This window comes from Nannocystis pusilla, from assembly GCF_026626665.1.
In the GTDB taxonomy this organism is placed as follows: domain Bacteria; phylum Myxococcota_A; class Polyangia; order Nannocystales; family Nannocystaceae; genus Nannocystis; species Nannocystis pusilla.
In genome coordinates this window covers 7,187,794-7,205,205 of sequence record NZ_JAPNKE010000002.1, presented here as the reverse complement: position 1 = coordinate 7,205,205, position 17,412 = coordinate 7,187,794, and the positions used below count along the sequence as shown (strand labels likewise).

Below are 17,412 nucleotides of genomic sequence, written 5' to 3'. Positions count from 1 at the left end.
GCGGGAGCGGTCGCCTCGAGACAGCGACCTCGGGGTGATCGACGACCGCTGAAGTCCCGTGACCCGCGCGCCCCCACGGCGACGCGCGGACCACGGGCGACTTCCCGCTCAACCGGGGATCGGGGTCGGGGTCGGGATCTCGAGGGTGCCCCTGCAAACCTCCGCGTCGCCGTCGACGTAGGCCTCGTTGATCATCGCCGCGCAATCGCTGAGCTCGGCGGCGGAGAGCGCCGCGGGGCAGCCGCCGAGCGCGGCGTTGGCCGCCGCGAGCACCTCGCCGACGCTCATGCCGAGGCACGGGCTCTCGGGGTCGGCGATCACGAGATCGGCCAAGGGGACCGGCGTGTCGCCCTGCTTGTAGTCGTCGAACGCGTCGAACGCGACGCTCAGGCCGAGCGCGACGACCTGGCCGAAGAACACGGTGCCCACGGTCGGGTCGGCGTCGGAGCCGTCGTAGGAGACGGCCTCCTCGGGCAGGAGCGCCCGCGGCCCGCCCCCGGTCGGCAACGCCCGCTCGACCGCGGCGCTGCTGAGCAGCGTCGCGTGCAGGTCGTCGCAGCCGACGACGAGCCCGTCCGGGAAGGCGGCGTCGAAGTGCGCGTCGCGGTAGCAGCCAGGGTTGTTGCCCTGGCAGCTGGTGCCCCACCCGCCCTGGGTCTGCGTGCGGTAGCCGCACAGCTCGCCGTCACACGTCGACGGCACGTACTCGAAGTACATGCCCCAGTTCTTGCCGGGGAAGTCGTGTCCCTGACCCCAGGCGGTCTCTCCACCGACGAGCTCGCCGTCGATCTCCTGCGCGACCGCGGCGTGGGTCGCGATGTACAGGGGGTCGCCCGGCTCCGCGCCGATGTCGGCGAGAAGCACACAGAACGCGTCGTGCTGCGTCCACAGATCTTCGTGATGGAGCGGGAACTGCCCGGGGATCGGGTTTCCGTTCTTCTGCGGGAGGCCCGCGGGATCGGTGGCGATGGCGAGGTGCGTCTCGGTCAGGTACCAGTCGGCCTCGGTGGCGAACTCGACGCAGACCGTGGTCTCGTCGTTGTAGACGGTGACCGACCCGACGTCGATGTGCTGTCCGGCGATGAGCTCGACCGAGGCCTCGCCGCATGCTTCGGCGGAGTCCATCGGGCCTACCTCGGTGAGCGCGCGCATGTCGCCAGACCGCGCCTGGTCACATGCGAAGCCCAGCAGCGTGAGCGCTACGAGACCGAACTTCCAATCGTGATGTGCCATTGTCGTGCTTCCTTTGAACCGACCGCCGTGTCGGGGCAAGTGCACTCGCGCGCGCACTCGCGACGGGGTTCGTCGCCCTTAGGCCAGGGAACGACGCGTTCCTCCAAGGTCGCCGACGATTTTTTTTCCCGCGCCTGTCAGGACGTGTGCCGCGAATGTGGTCGCTACAAGGTCCATGTCGTCCTCGCAGGTCCTCTCGCCGAGCTCGGTCGGAGCTCGCGCGCGAAGAGCGAGTGCCATCGTCGTACATGGCCTACGGGACATGTCGCAGCAGGGCTCAAACCCGCCCTTCGCGCCGAATTCTCGGGAGACGCTCAGCTCGCTGGGCCGCGCAGATGTCGCATGCCTGCGGCCGCGCGCCGGCCGCTCGGGCACCCGTCGATGCTCGCCGCGCATCCATGATAATGACCATTCGGACATGTCCTCGGAGACACTTGAACCGATCGGCCGCCGCCCACGGCGCGCCGGGTTTCGAGGCCCGTGACGGGCTGAAGGCGGGGCTCGACCCGTGAATCCGAGGCGAGCGCTCTCCGGGCGCGATCGTCGGTGCAGCGTCGAGCCGACCGCGCGGCGAAGGGGTGGTGATCGGCCGCGACGACGACATCGCCGCGATCCGCCGGCGGCCCCGATCCGTCAGTTCGCGGCGCCGCTGCGCACCGCCTCGAGCGTCGCCTCGGCGCCCGCGAGCTTGCCGACCAGGACGATGGCGCCGCAGCGGCCGTCGAGCGTCGCCACCGTGCGCGCGAGCGCCTTCTCGACGCAGGCGTTGGCCGCGGGCGAGCCGCCGCTGGCCGCCACGTCGCTCGTCTTGCCGCCGGCGAAGGTCCAGGTCGCCGCGAACGCTTGACCGGCTGGCGCGCACTTGTCGAGCGCGCGCCGCTGCTTCGCCAGCGAGCCGGCGATGACGAGCGCGCCGAGCATCGGCATCCCACCCGTCACATTGCACATCAGGTCGCGCAGCTCGAGCCCGTCGGCGGCGATCGAGCCGACCGAGAGGTTGGCCTCGGCGATGAAGGCGGCGCTCTTCGGCGCGCGCGCGGCCTTGGCCTGGCAGCCCTGCGCATCACCGAGAGCGCACGCCTTGTCGATGAAGGCGGTCGCCGTCGCGGCATCGACGGCGACGCCGAGCCCCTTGTCGTGAATCACCGCGGCGATCAGACAGCCGACCGAGTTGCCGCGCTCGCACGCGCCGGTCACCAGGGCCAGCGCGCGCGCGGGCTCCCGCGCCGCGCCGCCGCTGCCGTTGAGCATGATCGTCGCCGCGCCCATGCAGGCTTCGGGATCACCCTGCTCGCACCGGGGCGCCAGCCGCTCGACGCAGGCCGCACCGTCGCGCCAACTTTCGGCCCCGCGGTCGATGGTCGCCGGGTTGCAGTCGGGCTCCTTCGTCGCGACCGGCTCGGCCGGCGTCGGCGACGCCACGGGCGCGCTCGCCTCGGTCGGCGTGGCCTCGCCGGGAGGCGCGGCCGGCTCGGTTCGACGGCAAGCGAGTGAGACGAGCAGCGACGAGGCGATGAACCATAGGACCGACTTCGACATGGGCCGCGGAGGCTAAACCACGGGCGCACGCTCGGGAAGTCATGTCGCCGTGGGCTCCTGCGTGACGGAGGGGAGCGGAGGTCACTCGCCGAGGTGGCGGCGGTGGAACTCGCGCATGCGCTGGCGGTCGGGCTCGCGGGTCTCGAGCTCGAGGGCGCGGGCGAGGACCTCGCGGGCGGTCTTGCGGTCGCCGGCGCGGGCGGCCACGTGGGCGCGCAGCTCGAGGGCGCGGACGTTGTCGGGGTCGAGCTCGAGCGCCTTGCTGATCGCGCGGGTGGCGGCCTTGGGGCTCTCGCCGGCGTCGAACAGGGCGCGGGCGTGCAGGCGCCAGGCGTCGCCGTGGAACGGCAGGGCCTCGGTGAGCTCGCGGGTCATGCCGAGGGCGAGCTTGTGCTGGTCGGTGCGGAGGAAGATGTCGGTGGCGAACTCGACCGCGGCCAGCAGCTCGACGGTGGGCCGCTGCTCGCCGATCAGGCGGTGGAAGCCGGCGCGGGCGTGCAGGGCGGCCTGCTTGCGCTTGCGCTGCTTCATGGCGATCTCGCCCCAGGCGATGAACAGGCGCCCGGTGGCGACCTCGTCGCGGCCCGGCTCGGCGGCGTAGAAGCCCTGGCGGACCAGGGTCTCGGCGGCCTCGAGGTCGCGCTGGGCGACCAGGACGCGGGCGGCGAGGATCCGCGCCTCGATGTCCCAGGGGCGCTTGCGCAGCAGCTTGTCGAGGTCGCCGGCGGAGCGGCCGAGGCCTGTCCCTCGGGCCAGGTTGAGGCGGGCGCGGGCGCGGGTCAGGGCGTCGGCGTCGGCCCCGAGCGCGACCGCGGCGGCCAACCAGTCGTCGGCCTCGGCTGGGATCGCGGCGCCCTGGGCGTCGGCTCTTGCCAGCGCCAGGCCGAGCAGCGCCAGCGGGGTGCCGGGATCGATGCCTGGCTCTTTGGACAGGTCGCGCAGCATCGCCTCGGCGCGCGCGCCCTCGCCGAGGTCGACGAGGTAGCGGGCCAGGGCCTCGCGGTAGCGCGGCAGGCGGAGCCCGGCGGCCGCCGCCTGCTCGTACCAGGCGAGGGCGTTGCGCTCGGCCTCGGGGACCTTGAGCCGGCGCCGCTGCCACACGTCGCCGAGCAGCAGCATGGCCTCGGCGGGGCGCGGCTCCTTCTCGACCGCGCGGGTGAGGGCGCGCTGGGCCTGGCGGAGGTCCTTCGAATCTGCCCCGAGAGCCAGGTAGGCCTCGCCGAGGCCGGTGTATGCGCGCGGGGCGTAGTGCTCGGCGGCGGCGATGCCCTCGAGCTTGCGCACCGCGGTCGCGGCGTCGCCGGTGTGCACGACCACGCGGGCGCGCGCGACCTCGACCTCGACCCGGCCCGGCAGCAGGCGATCGGCCCGCTCGAGCCACGGCTCGGCCTCGGCGAACCGCCGCTGCTCGACCAGCGCGAGGCCCTGCAGGTAGGCGACGCGCGGGTGGTCCTGCGGACAGGCGGACAGGGCGACGAGGCTGGCCATGACGTCGCCCTCGGCCAGCAAGGACCAGGCCCGCACGATCGAGGCCTCGGGCTCCGGGACGCCGAGCTGGGCCAGCAGCTCGCGCGCGCGCTCGGCGTCACCTGCCTCCAGGGACAGCTCGAGCGCGAGCCGGCGAGCGTGGGCGTCCCACGCGGCCAGCGCGGGCCAGGCCGCGGCGGCGCGCCCGAGGCCGGCCGCGGGCTCGCCGGCGTGGACGTGGACCAGGGCCCGCGCGAGCGCGGCGTGGGCCAGGTCGCGCGGGCCGAGGGCGGCGGGGTCGAGCGCGAGCAGCTGGTCGGCGAGGTCGGCCACGCCGCTGAGCTCGCGCCGCAGCAACGCGTGCAGCAGCGCCTCGTCGGCGGCCAGGCCGAGGTGGGCGAGGCCGGCCGTGCGCGCGCGCGAGGGTCTGCAGCGCGGCGCCGAAGTCACCTGTCTCGAAGTACAGCCACACGAGCGCCCGCCGCGGGGCGATCGCCGCCGGCTGCGCGGCGATGGTGGCCTCGATCTCCGCGATCGCGGCCGCCAGCTCGCCCCGACCCGCCAGCGCCAGAGTGCCCTGCAGCCAGGCCCGGGCCGGACGCGTGAGCGAGGTGGTGGGCAGCGCGACGGCGGCCGCGGCGGCGTCGAGGTCGCCGTCGGCGAGGGCGAGCAGGCCGTCGGCGATCGCGAGGTCGCTGCACTGGGCCCGCTCGGGCTCGGCGCGGGCGATGGCCGCGCGCGCCGTCGCGATCGTCGTCGTACTCGGCGGCGGCCTGGGCCCGCACCAGCGCCTCGGCGGTGAGGCGGCAGGGTGTCCTCGAGGACATGTCCGCAAAGCCATCTGCGGCGGCGTGCAAGTCGGTGAGGCCGCCGCGGGCGATGAGGACCTGGGCGGCGTCGAGGCTGGCGGCCTGGCCGCGGTCGACGTACCAGCGCGCGCCGACGCCGAGGGCGATGGCGAACAAGATCACCCATAGCCAGGGGATCCGCGGCGGCGGAGGCGGCGGCTGCAACAACCGCGGGCGCGCAGGCGCGGGGAGGTCGCGCGAGGTCACGAGCGAGCGGGTTTTAGCGCACCCGCCGAGCGAGCGCGAGCGTCGCAGACGCGGAGCTCCTTGCGCTGGCATTCATTCGCTACAGGTCGGCCGCCGCGCAGCGACGATCGCGGCCGAGCTCGCCGCGGGACGAACGACGGCGGCGGAGGACCTCGACGGTGCGCCGCAGGGATCGCCGCGGCGCACCGCGGGCAAGGACCGAGGGCCGCGAAACACGTTCCGTCGCGCTTCCTCGCGGGGAATGGGACGATGACGGCGGGTCCGCTGGTGGGGGCGGTGTCTCGCGCGAGGAACGATGACGCGGGTGTCAGCCTGTCTCGCTTCCTCGTGGGAAAGGAGCGATGACGGCGGGTCGGCCGGGGCTCGACGAGGCGAGCGCTGGTGGGGGCGGTGTCTCGCGCGAGGAACGATGACGCGGGCGTCAGCCTGTCTCGCTCCCTCGCGGGGAATGGAGCGATGACGGCGGGCTCATGGCCTTCGAGTCACACCGTTCACAGCCGCTCGGCGAGCGCGCGCAGGAGGCCGCGGGTGCCGGCGACGTCCTGGACGCGGCTCCTGGCCGCGGTGGCGCCGAGGCCGACCTTGACGGTGAAGGCGCCCTCGGGGGCGGCGGCGAACATGTCCTCGTCGGTGCGGTCGTCGCCGACGGCGATCACCAGGTCGCCGGGGCGGAGGATCTCGTGGGCGATGAGGCCCTTGTGGACCCCGCGCGGGCGGACCTCGACGACCTTGTCGCCGGTCAGCACCTCGAGCGGCGTGCCGACCAGCAGCTCGCGCAGGTGCAGCCGCAGCTCGCGGGCCTGGTGGGCGCCCTGTTCGCGCTCGGCCAGGCGGTAGTGCCAGGCCAGGCCGGCGGACTTGAGCTCGACGTGGCTGCCCGGGGTGTTGGCCGACACCCGCTCGAGCGTGGCCAGCACCTTCTCGCGCAGGTCCTCGGGCGCGGCGCCGCGGGTCCGCCAGTGGCCGTCGATGCGCGAGTAGAGCCCGTGCTCGGCGTGAAGATTGATGCGCAGGCCGCCGAGCCAGCGCTCGACGTCCTGCCACGGCCTGCCCGATAGGACATGCACTGAGAGACATGTCTTTGTGGACAGCTGTTCGAGCAGCCGCAGCAGCTCGCGGTCGGGGGCGGCGAGCTCGGGGCGGGGGGCGATCGGGACCAGGGTGCCGTCGTAGTCGAGCAGGACGACGACGCGGCGGCCGGCCTGCGCGGCGGCGCGGGCGGCCTCGGCGACCGCCCCGGCGGCCAGCGGCGGCGTGGGCAGGGCCGGCGCGCCGAGCTCCACGTCGGTCAGCGCGGCCAGGAAGTCCTCGGTCCACTTGTGGACGTCGAAGCGGAGCACGCGGGCGCGCAGGCCCGCCATGCGGCTGCGCCGCTCGCCCTCCGCCATGTCGATCGCCTGCTCGATCGCCTGCGCCATCCCGTCGACGTCGAACGGGTTGACCTGCAGCGCCTCGGGCATCTCCTCGGCGGCCCCGGCGAACTCGCTCAGCACCAGCACGCCGTCGCCGTCGGTCCGCGCGGCCGCGAACTCCTTGGCGACCAGGTTCATGCCGTCGCGCGTCGGCGTGACCAGCATGACCGAGGCGGCGCGGTAGAGCTCGATCAGCTGCTCCTGCGGGAAGCCGCGGTACATGTAGTGGATCGGCGCGTCGGTCAGCGAGGAGCAGCGGCCGTTGATCGCGCCGACCATCTCCTCGACGCGGCGGCGGTAGTCCTGGTAGGCGGTGACCTTCTCGCGCGAGGGCACGGCGATCTGCAGCATCCGCAGCTTGCCGCGCAGGTCGGGCCGGCGCTGCAGCACGCGCTCGACGGCCGACAGGCGCCGGCGGATGCCCTTGGTGTAGTCGAGGCGGTCGACGCCGAGCAGCAGGTGCTCGCCGGGCCTGGGGCGGAACGACTCGTCGCTGGGCTCGACCTCGGCGGTGAAGGTCTCGGTGTCGATGCCCATCGGGAAGGCCCGGAAGCGGACCTTGCGCCCGGCGACGTTGAGCTCGTCGACGACCGGCTCGTGGCCGAGCAGGCGCACCACCGCGGAGGCGAAGTTGCGCGCGTACGAGGGCGTGTGAAAGCCGATGAGGTCGGCGCCGAGCATGCCCCGAAGGACATCTTCTCGCCACGGCAGCATGCGGAACACTTCGGAGGCGGGGAACGGGATGTGGAGGAAGAAGCCGATCCGCGCGTCGGGCAGCAGCTCGCGCAGCATGCCGGGGAGGAGCAGGAGCTGGTAGTCGTGCACCCAGATGGTGTCGCCGGGGCGGTACTGCGCGGCGACCGCGGCGGCGAACTTGGCGTTGACGCGGCGGTACATCTCCCAGCCGCCGGAGTGCACCGGGATGCGGTCGAGCAAGTAGTGGAAGACCGGCCACAGCACGCCGTTGGCGAACTCTTCGTAGTACTGGCGCAGCTCGTCGGCGGTCAGCTCGACCGGCAGCGTGCGCAGGGCCTGCAGCTCCTTCAGGGCCGATGCGCGGGCTGCGTCGCCGAGCTTCGACAGGTCGCCGGGCCAGCCGATCCACAGCCCTTGCGAGCGCTCGAAGGGTCCGCGGAGCCCCGTCGAAAGGCCGCCCATACTCGGGGTCACGATCGCCTCGCCCTGCGCGGCGCTCACGGTGACGGGCAAGCGGTTGGAGACGACGAGCAGGCGTGACATGGTCCCGAGTTTGCGCTTACATCCCCGGCGGGCAACTCGCCTCCCGACCTCCGCCGTGCCACCGAACGCCGTCCGCTCCTCTCCCGAACCCCTGAACGGATCATCATCGAGGCCGTGTCGCCGGCCCTCGACGACGGTCGTCACGCGGTCAAGCGCATCATCGGCGACGAGCTGGTGGTCGAGGCCGACATCTTCAAGGACGGCCACGACCGTCTGGCCGCGCAGGCCCGCTGGTGCGGCCCTGACGGCGTTTGGCACGCGACGCCGCTGCGTTACGACTACGACAGCGACCGCTGGTTCGCCCGTGTCCCGCTCGACCGCGCCGGCACGTGGTCGTTCACCGTCGAGGCGTGGACCGACCGCTTCACCACGTGGCGCGTCGAGCTCGAGAAGAAGTTCGCCGCGGGTCAGGCGATCCACTCCGAGCTGCTCGAAGGGGCAGTCATGGTGGACGCCGCCGCGCGCGCCGCTGTCGGCGACGACAGGAGCTTGCTCATGCGGCTCGCCGACGATTACGCGACCCCGAGCGCGGACCGGCCGAGCGGGCGGTCACGGCGCAGAACGCGGAGCTGCGCGCGCTGATGGCGCTGCACCACGCGCCGGACGACCGCACCGACTACCCGCGCGTGTTCCCGGTCCGGGTCGACCGCGCGCGCGCCCGCTTCGGCAGCTGGTACGAGTTCTTCCCGCGCTCGTGCGGCGAGCCCGGGGTGCACGGCCGCTTCGTCGACGCCGAGCGAGCGCTCTACCGCATCGCCGCGATGGGCTTCGACGTGGTCTACCTGCCGCCGATCCACCCTATCGGCCGGACCTCGCGCAAGGGCAAGAACAACAGCCTCACCGCCGAGGCGGGCGACGTCGGCAGCCCGTGGGCGATCGGCGGCGAGGCCGGGGGCCACGACGCGGTCGCGCCGGAGCTCGGCACCCTGGCCGAGTGGGACCGCTTCGCCCGCACCGCGAAGAGCCTCGGCCTCGAGATCGCCCTCGACTACGCGCTGCAGTGCTCGCCCGACCACCCGTGGCTGAAGGAGCACCCCGAGTGGTTCTTCGTCCGCCCCGACGGCACCATCAAGTACGCCGAGAACCCGCCGAAGAAGTACCAGGACATCTATCCGCTGAACTTCTGGTGCGACGACCGCGAGGCGCTGTGGCAGGCGTGCAAGGACATCGTGCTGTTCTGGGTCGCGCACGGGGTGACGATCTTCCGCGTCGACAACCCGCACACCAAGGCGCTCGCGTTCTGGGAGTGGCTGATCGCCGAGGTGCAGCAGCAGCACCCCGACGTGCTGTTCCTGGCCGAGGCGTTCACCCGGCCCAAGCGCATGCGCTGGCTGGCCAAGGCCGGCTTCACGCAGTCGTACACGTACTTCACGTGGCGCACGACGGCGGAGGAGATCAAGGAGTACTTCACCGAGCTGACGCAGGGGCCGATGAAGGAGTACTACCGCGGCAACTTCTTCATCAACACGCCGGACATCCTGCCCGAGCACCTGCAGAAGGGCGGGCTGCCGGCGTTCCGCATCCGCCTGCTGCTGGCGACCACGCTGGCGCCGACCTACGGCATCTACAGCGGCTACGAGCTCGGCGAGAACACGCCGCTGCGCGCCGGCTCGGAGGAGTACCTCGACTCGGAGAAGTACGAGCTGCGCCACCGCGACTACAGCGTCAAGGACAGCCTGGCCGCCGAGATCACCCAGCTCAACCGTCTGCGCCGCGAGCACCCGGCGCTGCAGCGCTACGACAACCTGACGTTTTACCCCTGCGACAACCCGAACATCCTGTTCTACCTCAAGCGCGCGGCCGGGCCAGTCGGCGACGTGCTGGTCACGGTGACCTGCGACTGGTCGAAGGAGCAGGCGGGGTGGGTCGAGGTGCCCCTCGAGGCGCTCGGGATCGGCGCCGACGAGCTCTACGTCGTCGAGGACCTGGTCACCGGCGCGCGATACGAGTGGAGAGGCAGCCGGAACTACGTTCGGCTGGATCCTGCCGGGCAACCCGGGCACTTGTTCCGACTGGTGCGCAATTACATCGATGTCGAGGTCACATGAGCGAAAACGAACCGCTCTGGTACAAGCACGCGATCATCTACCAGCTCCACGTCAAGTCGTTCAACGACAGCGACGGCGACGGATACGGTGACTTCCCGGGGCTGACCGCCAAGCTCGACTATTTGGCCGAGCTCGGGGTCACGTGCTTGTGGCTGCTGCCGTTCTACCCGTCGCCGCTCAAGGACGACGGCTACGACATCGCCGACTACGAGTCGATCAACCCCCGCTACGGGACGATGGACGACTTCAAGCGCTTCCTCGCCGAGGCGCACCTGCGCGGGCTCAAGGTCATCACCGAGCTCGTCATCAACCACACGTCCGACCAGCACCCGTGGTTCCAGCGGGCCCGGCGGGCGCCGAAGGGCTCGCCCGAGCGCGACCTCTACGTGTGGAGCGACGACCCGACCAAGTACGCCGGGGCGCGCATCATCTTCACCGACACCGAGAACTCGAACTGGGCCTGGGACCCGCTGGCCGGCCAGTTCTACTGGCACCGCTTCTTCAGCCACCAGCCCGACCTCAACTTCGACAACCCGACGGTGCGCAAGCTGGTGCTCGACGTCATGCGCTTCTGGCTGTCGCTCGGGGTCGACGGCCTGCGCCTCGACGCGGTGCCGTACCTGTGCGAGCGCGAGGGCACGAACTGCGAGAACCTGCCGGAGACGCACGCGGTGCTGCGCGAGATGCGTGCCGCGCTCGACGCCGAGTTCCCCGGGCGGGTGTTCCTCGCCGAGGCCAACCAGTGGCCCGAGGACGTGCTGCCGTACTTCGGCAGCGAGGCCGAGCCGGAGTGCCACATGGCGTTCCACTTCCCGCTGATGCCGCGCATGTACATGGCGCTGCGCCGCGAGGACCGCACGCCGATCGTCGAGATCCTGGCGCGCACGCCGGCGATCCCCGAGAACTCGCAGTGGGCGATGTTCCTCCGCAACCACGACGAGCTGACGCTCGAGATGGTGACCGACGAGGAGCGCGACTACATGTACCGCGAGTACGCCAGGGACCCGCGGATGCGCATCAACATCGGCATCCGCCGCCGGCTGGCGCCGCTGATGGACAACGGCCGGCGCCAGATCGAGCTGATGTCGGCGCTGCTGATGGCGATGCCGGGCACGCCGATCATCTACTACGGCGACGAGCTCGGGATGGGCGACAACATCTTCCTCGGCGACCGCAACGGGGTGCGCACGCCGATGCAGTGGAGCGCCGACCGCAACGCCGGGTTCTCGCGGGCCGACAGCGCGGCCCTGTTCGCGCCGGTGCTGGTCGACCCGCCCTACAGCTTCTCCGACATCAACGTCGACGCCCAGGAGCGCACCGGCACGTCGCTGCTCCGCTGGATGCGCCGGCTGGTCCGCGTGCGCCGGCGCTTCCAGGCGTTCGGCGGCGGCAGCTTCGAGGCGCTCTACCCGGAGAACCGCGCGGTCCTGGCGTTCTTCCGCCGCCACGGCGACGAGTTGCTGCTGTGCGTGCACAACCTGTCGCGCTTCGCCCAGTTCGCCGAGCTCGACCTGCGCGCCCTCGACGGCTGGACCCCGGTCGAGCTGTGGAGCGACCGGCCGTTCCCCCGCATCGGCCAGCTGCCGTACCTGCTGACGATGTCTCCGCACGCGTTCTTCTGGTTCTCGCTGCAGCCGCCCGACCGGCGCCCGGAGGCGACGTGACCGCCGTGCTCGATCTGTCGGCCCTCGCCGACCTGTCCTCCGAGACATGGCTGGCGTTCCTCGCCGGGCGCCGGTGGTTCCCCGCCGGCGCCCGCGCCGTCAAGCTGGTCGGCGCCGCCAGGGTCGGCGAGGACGCGGCCCTGTGCCTGCTCGCCGCCGAGGCCGAGCGGCCGTGGATCTCCCAGGTCCTGCTGCGCGCGCAGAAGATCGATAGGACAGGTCCGGAGGACATGTCCCGAAGCGCAGCATCGAGCTGCCCGGCGCCGGCGTCGTCCTGGTCGACGCCAGCGACGCGCCCGAGGCGCTGGGCGACCTGGTCGCGGCGGTGCGCGCCGGCGCAGAGTTCCCCGGCGAGGGCGCCCGCTGGGCCGCGCGCGCGACCGCGGGCCTGGGCGAGGTCGGCCCGCTGACGGGCGTGCGCCTGATCGGCGGCGAGCAGAGCAACACCGCCGCGGTGCTCGGCGAGGCCGGCGTGTTCAGATTGTTCCGTCGCATCGAGGTCGGCCGCCATCCGGAGATCGAGCTCGGCCGCTTCCTCACCGCGCACAAATCCCGTACGCGCCGCCGCTGCTGGCGGAGCTGACGGTCGACACCGGCGAGGGCGTGGCGGCGGCGGGGGTGCTGCACGCGTTCCTGCCCGGCCGCGTCGACGGCTGGACCTACGCGCTCGGCTGCGCCGACATGACCGGGCCGGCGCGCGCGCTCGGGGCCGCCACGCGGGCGCTGCACGAGGCGCTGGCGACCGACGACGAGGCGAGCGGGATGGCGACCCGCGCGGTGGTGGCCGCCGACCGGGCCCGCTGGGTGGCCGGCCTGCGCCAGACCGCCGCGGCGGCGCTCGGGCGGCTGGCCAATCGCTACCGCGGCCTGCCGACGGAGATCCGCGCGCTCGCCGAGGTCGCGGCGTCGCGCAGCGAGGCCCTGCTGGCCGACGCCGAGGAGCGGCTGCGAACGGCCGCGGGCGTGCAGATCCGGATCCACGGCGACTACCACCTCGGCCAGTGCCTCTACGACCCGACGGCCGGGCAGTGGGCGATCCTCGACTTCGAGGGCGAGCCGACCCGACCGCTGGCCGAACGCAGCCTGCGGCAGCTGCCGCAGCGCGACGTCGCCGGCATGCTGCGCTCGTTCGCCTACGCCGGCATGGTCGGCAAGGGCGGCCGGGCCTGGGAGGAGGCGACGTCGGCGGCGTTCCTGGCCGGCTACGACGCGGCGGCGAAGCCCGGCTCGCAGCTGCCCGCCGCCCAGGCGTCGCCGCTGCTGCGCGCCTGCGTGATCGAGCGCAGCTACCACGAGCTGGCCTACGAGCTCGACTACCGCCCCGACTTCGCGTGGGTCCCGCTGCAGTCGCTGGTGGCCCTCAGCGAGGCGTCGACGCTGCCGGCCTGGCCGCGCGCGTCGCAGTTCTGAGGCGGATGTCCCCGGGAGCATGTCCTCGGGGACATGCGAGCCGGCGCCGCCCCGGGGGCGCGGGTCCCGAGGGCCGGCCTTCGGACCGAGCCTCTCATAGGATGCCCCGAAGAACATGTCCTTACGCACATGTCCTCCGGGGCGTCACGGCAGTCGCCGCTCACGGGCACAGGCGCAGCAGGTAGGCGCTCCAGCCCTCCGCGGGCGTCAGGACGTCGTCGCCGGCCGGGAACGGATCCCTGTAGATCCCGCCGAGCCAGACGTCGCCGTCCTCGCCGATGTCGACCACGTCGCCGTACTGGGAGCCGGGGCCGCCGAAGCCGCGCACCAGCTCGAACGCGCCGTCGGGGGCCTGGCGGGTGACCCAGGCGTCGTAGCCGTCGTTGCCGACGGTCGCGAGCACCTCGCCGTCGAAGCTCATCGAGCCGACGAAGTTTCCGGTCACCGCGGTCGCGCCGGCGCTGTTGGCGGCGACGTCGCTGGCGAACTGCCAGCTCGTCGGGCCGCTGCCGTGGGCGCTGCTCGTGAGGTGATCGCCGTCGGGCGAGAGCGCGGCGATCCACCCGTCGTATCCGCCCTGGGTGAAGAACATCGGGCCGCCGAAGCCGAAGCTGCCCCAGTACCAGCCGGCGAGGTGGATGTCGCCCGCCGCGTCGATGTCGACGTTGACGACGAACGGCTTGCCGCCGCTCGGCGCGCCGGCGTTCTGGCGCAGCCACGTGAACTGCCCGTCGGGGTCGAGCTTGAGGACGAAGACGTTGGTGCTGGCGAGGGCCTCTTCGAGGCCGCCTCCGAAGTCGACGGGCCCGTTGAACTCGCCGACGAACACGATGTCGCCGGCGGCGTCGACGGCGACGCTGCGCGGATACAGATCGTTCCCGGTGTAGGAGCGGTGCCACAGCAGGTCCCCCGTCGGGCTGAACTTGACCAGGTGGGACGAGGGGCCTTGCCCGGGGACGCCGTCGCCGAAGTCGACGGCGACGCCGGCGCCGGCGAGCAGGATCACCTCCCCGGCGTCGTCGACGGTCACGCGCACGCCCAAGTCGATATCCGGACCGCCGAACCCCTTGCTCCACACGTGCTCGCCGGCGGGGGTCAGCCTGGCCAGGAACACGTCGTCGTAGCCGGCGCTGGTGAAGGGGCCGCCGCCGAGATCGATCTGCCCGCGAAACTCGCCGGCTACCAGGATGTCGCCGTCGGGCGCGAGGGCGACGCTCCGGGCGCGCTGCTCGAAGTCGTCGCCGTAGGTGCGGAGCCACAGCAGCTCGCCCGCGGGCCCGTACTTGGCGAGGAACGCGTCCTCGAACCCGTTGGCCGTCACCGGGCCGCCGCCGAAGTCGGCGACGAACCAGAACCGACCGGCGACGAGCAGGTTGCCGTCGGGGTCGGCGAGGATGTCGTCGATCATCGACGAGCCGGCGTCCGTGAGGATGTTGCGGGTCCAGGCGACCCCGTCCGAACAGTCGAGCGCCTCACCGGTGGTGGCGTCAGTGGTGGTGGTGTCGGGTTCGCCGGTGGTGGTGGTGGTGGAATCGGTGGTGGTGGTGGTGTCGGGCTCGCCGGTGGTGGTGGTGGTGGAATCGGTGGTGGAGGTGGTGTCGGGCTCGCCGGTGGTCGTCGTGGTGGTGTCGGGTTCGCCGGTGGTGAGCGGAGGCGGCTCGCTGGTGCCGGTCGTCGGCGTCGCGCCGTCGGTGGTGCCGGACTCGCTCGCGGTGCCGCTGGCAGACTCGTCGCTGCTCGTGCTGCCGGCGGGCGGGGGCGGGTCGACCGTGGTGTCGGTGGTGGCGCTCGTGGAGCTGCCGGAGCTGGCGGAGTCGGTGGAATCGCCGGGGTCTTCGCCGCAACCGGCGGATTGTAAGGAGAGCGCGACGACGAGGGCCGAGGGAATGCGGGTATGAAGCATGGTATGTGTATTGCCGCGAGACACGGCGGCAGCGTGGCGGAGCAGTCTATCCGAGCGACGCAGCGTATCACGACGAATCCGCGGAGCGCGGGCGTTCTCGCGCCGTGTCCGGTCGGTGTCGGCAATGCGACAGGTGCAAAGAGGGCCCCCGCGGCGAATGCTCGCGGTCTCCGGCGTCGACGCGCCCGGCCCGAGAATCCGCTTGACCTGGCTGTGCGGATGCGTTCTCGTCCGTTCACCCCCCATGCCCGTCAAGCTGATCGTCGCCCTCGTCCTCCTCGCCCTCGCCACGTTGATGCAGGTCATGCACATCGCCGACGGGAATGACACGATCCCCATTACGTCAACCTCGCGCTCAAGCTGTTCCTCGTGGTCGGCCTCGTGCGAGGCAGCGAGAGCGCGCGGACCCTGGCCGTGGTGGTCGGCGTGCTCAACCTCCTCGTCGGCCTGCTCGGCGTGTTTCAGGTCGGCGCGCTCATCTCCTATCTCCCGCTGACCTTGCAGCTGCAACTGGCGGTGCCGTTCGTGTTCGGCGCCTATTTGCTGTGGTGCATGAGCCAGGAGGACGTGAAGACCTGGCTGTACAAGCGCGCCTTCGCCGGGGTCGCCGACGCCTGAGCGCGAGCGATCGGCATGTCGCTCGCGCCTTCTCGGCCTGATGTGCCCATCGATCGCCGCCGGCGGCGCGCTCTCTTCCAGCCTGCGGTGATATGTCCCGAGAGACCGGATGTCCCAAGGGACAGTCGACGTGCGCGCAGCGTCAGCCGGTCCGCAGGTGCGCGCGCCAGCTCGAGCTCGTCACGCATCGCCCGGAAGCGGGTCTGCAGCTCGCGGCTCTGGGCCGTGACCTCGGCGGCCAGGGCTTCGGCCGACTGTCGGGCCGCGCGCTCGTTGGCCTCGCTGTGGCGGCGCAGCGCCAGGGCCTTGGCGTAGATGCCCTCCATGCGGCGGATCGATCGCCGCAGCACCGAGGTGGTGCAGCCGATCAGGGCCAGGGCGATCGCCCCGCCGAGCGCCGTGGCGCCCAGCGACCAGCCGCCGGCGGCCTCGCCGTCGCGCAGCCGCTGGTCCTCGGCGTCGACGAGCTGGCGCACGAGCTGGCGCACCGCGTCGAGCTGGGCCTCGCGCGCGGCCAGCTGCAGGCGCGACGCCTCGCCGGGGCGCACCAGCGGCGCGCCCGAGCGGGTGGCCGTCGGCGCCAGCCCGGTGGCTCCGGCCCAGCGCCCGTAGGCGCCCGCCAGCGCGGCGGCGCGGGCCTCCTGCTCGGGGTCGCCGGCGGTCAGCTCGGCCAGGCGGCGCAGCGCCGGCGGGACCATCACATGTCCCAAGTGCAAGGGCGGAAGGAACATGTCCTCATGATCGATCACGTAGCCGCGCAGGGCGGCCTCCTGGTCGATGACGAGCCGCTGCACGCGGTTGGCCTCGGCGATGACGGTGCGGGCGCGGGCCGCCTCGGCCCCGTCCTCGGCGGCGGCCACCAGCTTGAAGGCCAGCAGGGCGCACAGCAGCAGCATCACCGCGAGCGGCAGGACCAGCGCCTTCAGCATCAGCCGGCGCAGGCGCGGCACCGGCAGCTCGTCGGCCACGGCGGGCAGCGCCTGCGTCGTGTCGAACAGCGAGGCGTGCAGGTCGCGCGCGGCGGAGCGAGCGGTCATGAGGCGCCTCCGGCGATGTCGTCCTCGGAGCGCAGGCGGTAGCCGACGCCCGGCTCGGTCGTCAGGTAGCGCGGGCGGGCCGGGTCGCCCTCGAGCTTCTGCCGCAGCTGGGCCATGTAGACGCGGAGGTAGTGGGTCTGGCTGACCGCCTGCGGGCCCCAGACTTCCTTGAGCAGCTGCTTGTGGGTCACGACCTTGCCGGCGTACTTGAGCAGGGTGGTGAGCAGCTTGTACTCGTGCGGTGTCAGGTGGACCGGCTTGCCCGCGCGCGTGACGAGCCGGCGCGCCAGGTCGACCGTGACCTCGCCGAGCGACACGATCGGCTCCTCGGTCGGCGTGCGCTCGGCGACCCGCCGCAGGGCCACCCGGATCCGCGCCAGCAGCTCGCTGGTGCCGAACGGCTTGGTCAGGTAATCGTCGGCGCCGGCGTCGAGCGCCTGCACCTTGTCGCGCTCCTGCCCGCGCGCCGACAGCACGATGATCGGCACCCGCGTCCACTCGCGCAGCCGCGAGGTCACGTCGAGCCCGTCGCCGTCGGGCAGGCCGAGGTCGAGCAGGACGATGTCCGGGTTGTGCTCGGTCGCTCGCTGCAGCCCCTCGGCGGCCGTCTCGGCCTCGACCAGGCGGTAGTTCTGGGCGACCAGCGCCGCCCGCAGGAACCGCCGCAGCGGCGCTTCGTCCTCGACGATGAGTACCAATGGGCCCTGTTCGCTCATGTCGTCGTCTCCGCCTCCAGACCCGACGCCTGGTGGAGCAGGATCTTCGCCGTGTTGTGTAGCACGCCCTG

General features: G+C 72.5%; 13 protein-coding genes and 1 pseudogene. 7 read left to right on the top strand and 7 right to left on the bottom strand.

Annotated features, from left to right (window positions below; genetic code table 11):
* Positions 1-108: 108 nt before the first annotated feature.
* From OV079_RS31775 to OV079_RS31765, 3 genes are all read right to left on the bottom strand, one after another.
* A complete protein-coding gene (locus OV079_RS31775) occupies positions 109-1,125 on the bottom strand; it encodes a hypothetical protein (protein WP_267772863.1) in 1,017 nt (338 codons plus the stop codon).
* A 741-nt stretch (positions 1,126-1,866) separates the two neighbouring features.
* Positions 1,867-2,772: an SEL1-like repeat protein gene (locus OV079_RS31770; protein WP_267772862.1), complete on the bottom strand. Its 906-nt coding sequence runs from the start codon at positions 2,770-2,772 to the stop codon at positions 1,867-1,869.
* A gap of 81 nt (positions 2,773-2,853) precedes the next feature.
* Complete coding sequence (locus tag OV079_RS31765; protein WP_267772861.1) at positions 2,854-4,689, bottom strand: tetratricopeptide repeat protein; 1,836 nt, start codon at positions 4,687-4,689, stop codon at positions 2,854-2,856.
* 278 nt (positions 4,690-4,967) lie between these two features.
* Between OV079_RS31765 and OV079_RS31760 the strand changes: the two genes are divergently transcribed.
* Positions 4,968-5,216, top strand: coding sequence for a hypothetical protein (locus tag OV079_RS31760; RefSeq protein ID WP_267772859.1), 249 nt, complete (start codon positions 4,968-4,970; stop codon positions 5,214-5,216).
* A 569-nt stretch (positions 5,217-5,785) separates the two neighbouring features.
* On the opposite strand, the gene OV079_RS31755 is transcribed toward OV079_RS31760, so the two are convergent.
* Complete coding sequence (locus OV079_RS31755; RefSeq protein ID WP_267772857.1) at positions 5,786-7,945, bottom strand: bifunctional alpha,alpha-trehalose-phosphate synthase (UDP-forming)/trehalose-phosphatase; 2,160 nt, start codon at positions 7,943-7,945, stop codon at positions 5,786-5,788.
* A gap of 99 nt (positions 7,946-8,044) precedes the next feature.
* Here OV079_RS31755 and OV079_RS31745 point away from each other — a divergent pair.
* From OV079_RS31745 to OV079_RS31725, 5 genes and pseudogenes are all read left to right on the top strand, one after another.
* A pseudogene (locus OV079_RS31745) lies at positions 8,045-9,993 on the top strand (alpha-1,4-glucan--maltose-1-phosphate maltosyltransferase).
* Positions 9,990-11,657 (top strand): maltose alpha-D-glucosyltransferase, encoded by a 1,668-nt coding sequence (gene treS, locus OV079_RS31740; RefSeq protein WP_267772854.1) that lies wholly within the window; start codon positions 9,990-9,992, stop codon positions 11,655-11,657. The pseudogene OV079_RS31745 and the gene treS overlap by 4 nt, the downstream one beginning before the upstream one ends.
* Positions 11,654-12,067 (top strand): hypothetical protein, encoded by a 414-nt coding sequence (locus OV079_RS31735; RefSeq protein ID WP_267772853.1) that lies wholly within the window; start codon positions 11,654-11,656, stop codon positions 12,065-12,067. Before treS ends, OV079_RS31735 begins: the two co-directional genes overlap by 4 nt.
* A gap of 5 nt (positions 12,068-12,072) precedes the next feature.
* Positions 12,073-12,240: a hypothetical protein gene (locus OV079_RS31730; protein WP_267772852.1), complete on the top strand. Its 168-nt coding sequence runs from the start codon at positions 12,073-12,075 to the stop codon at positions 12,238-12,240.
* Between the two features lie 20 nt (positions 12,241-12,260).
* On the top strand, positions 12,261-13,067 hold the full coding sequence (locus tag OV079_RS31725) for a phosphotransferase (RefSeq protein ID WP_267772850.1): 807 nt from the start codon (positions 12,261-12,263) through the stop codon (positions 13,065-13,067).
* 160 nt (positions 13,068-13,227) lie between these two features.
* Here the strand turns inward: OV079_RS31725 and OV079_RS31720 are convergent, their stop codons facing one another.
* Positions 13,228-14,970, bottom strand: coding sequence for an NHL repeat-containing protein (locus tag OV079_RS31720; protein ID WP_267772848.1), 1,743 nt, complete (start codon positions 14,968-14,970; stop codon positions 13,228-13,230).
* 369 nt (positions 14,971-15,339) lie between these two features.
* Here OV079_RS31720 and OV079_RS31715 point away from each other — a divergent pair, with 369 nt between their 5' ends.
* Positions 15,340-15,588, top strand: coding sequence for a hypothetical protein (locus OV079_RS31715; RefSeq protein ID WP_267772846.1), 249 nt, complete (start codon positions 15,340-15,342; stop codon positions 15,586-15,588).
* On the opposite strand, the gene OV079_RS31710 is transcribed toward OV079_RS31715, so the two are convergent.
* Positions 15,507-16,625, bottom strand: a complete 1,119-nt coding sequence (locus tag OV079_RS31710; protein WP_267772843.1) for a CHASE3 domain-containing protein — start codon at positions 16,623-16,625, stop codon at positions 15,507-15,509. The genes OV079_RS31715 and OV079_RS31710 overlap by 82 nt on opposite strands.
* Positions 16,622-17,341, bottom strand: coding sequence for a response regulator (locus OV079_RS31705; protein WP_096329922.1), 720 nt, complete (start codon positions 17,339-17,341; stop codon positions 16,622-16,624). Before OV079_RS31705 ends, OV079_RS31710 begins: the two co-directional genes overlap by 4 nt.
* Between the last annotated feature and the right edge of the window lie 71 nt (positions 17,342-17,412).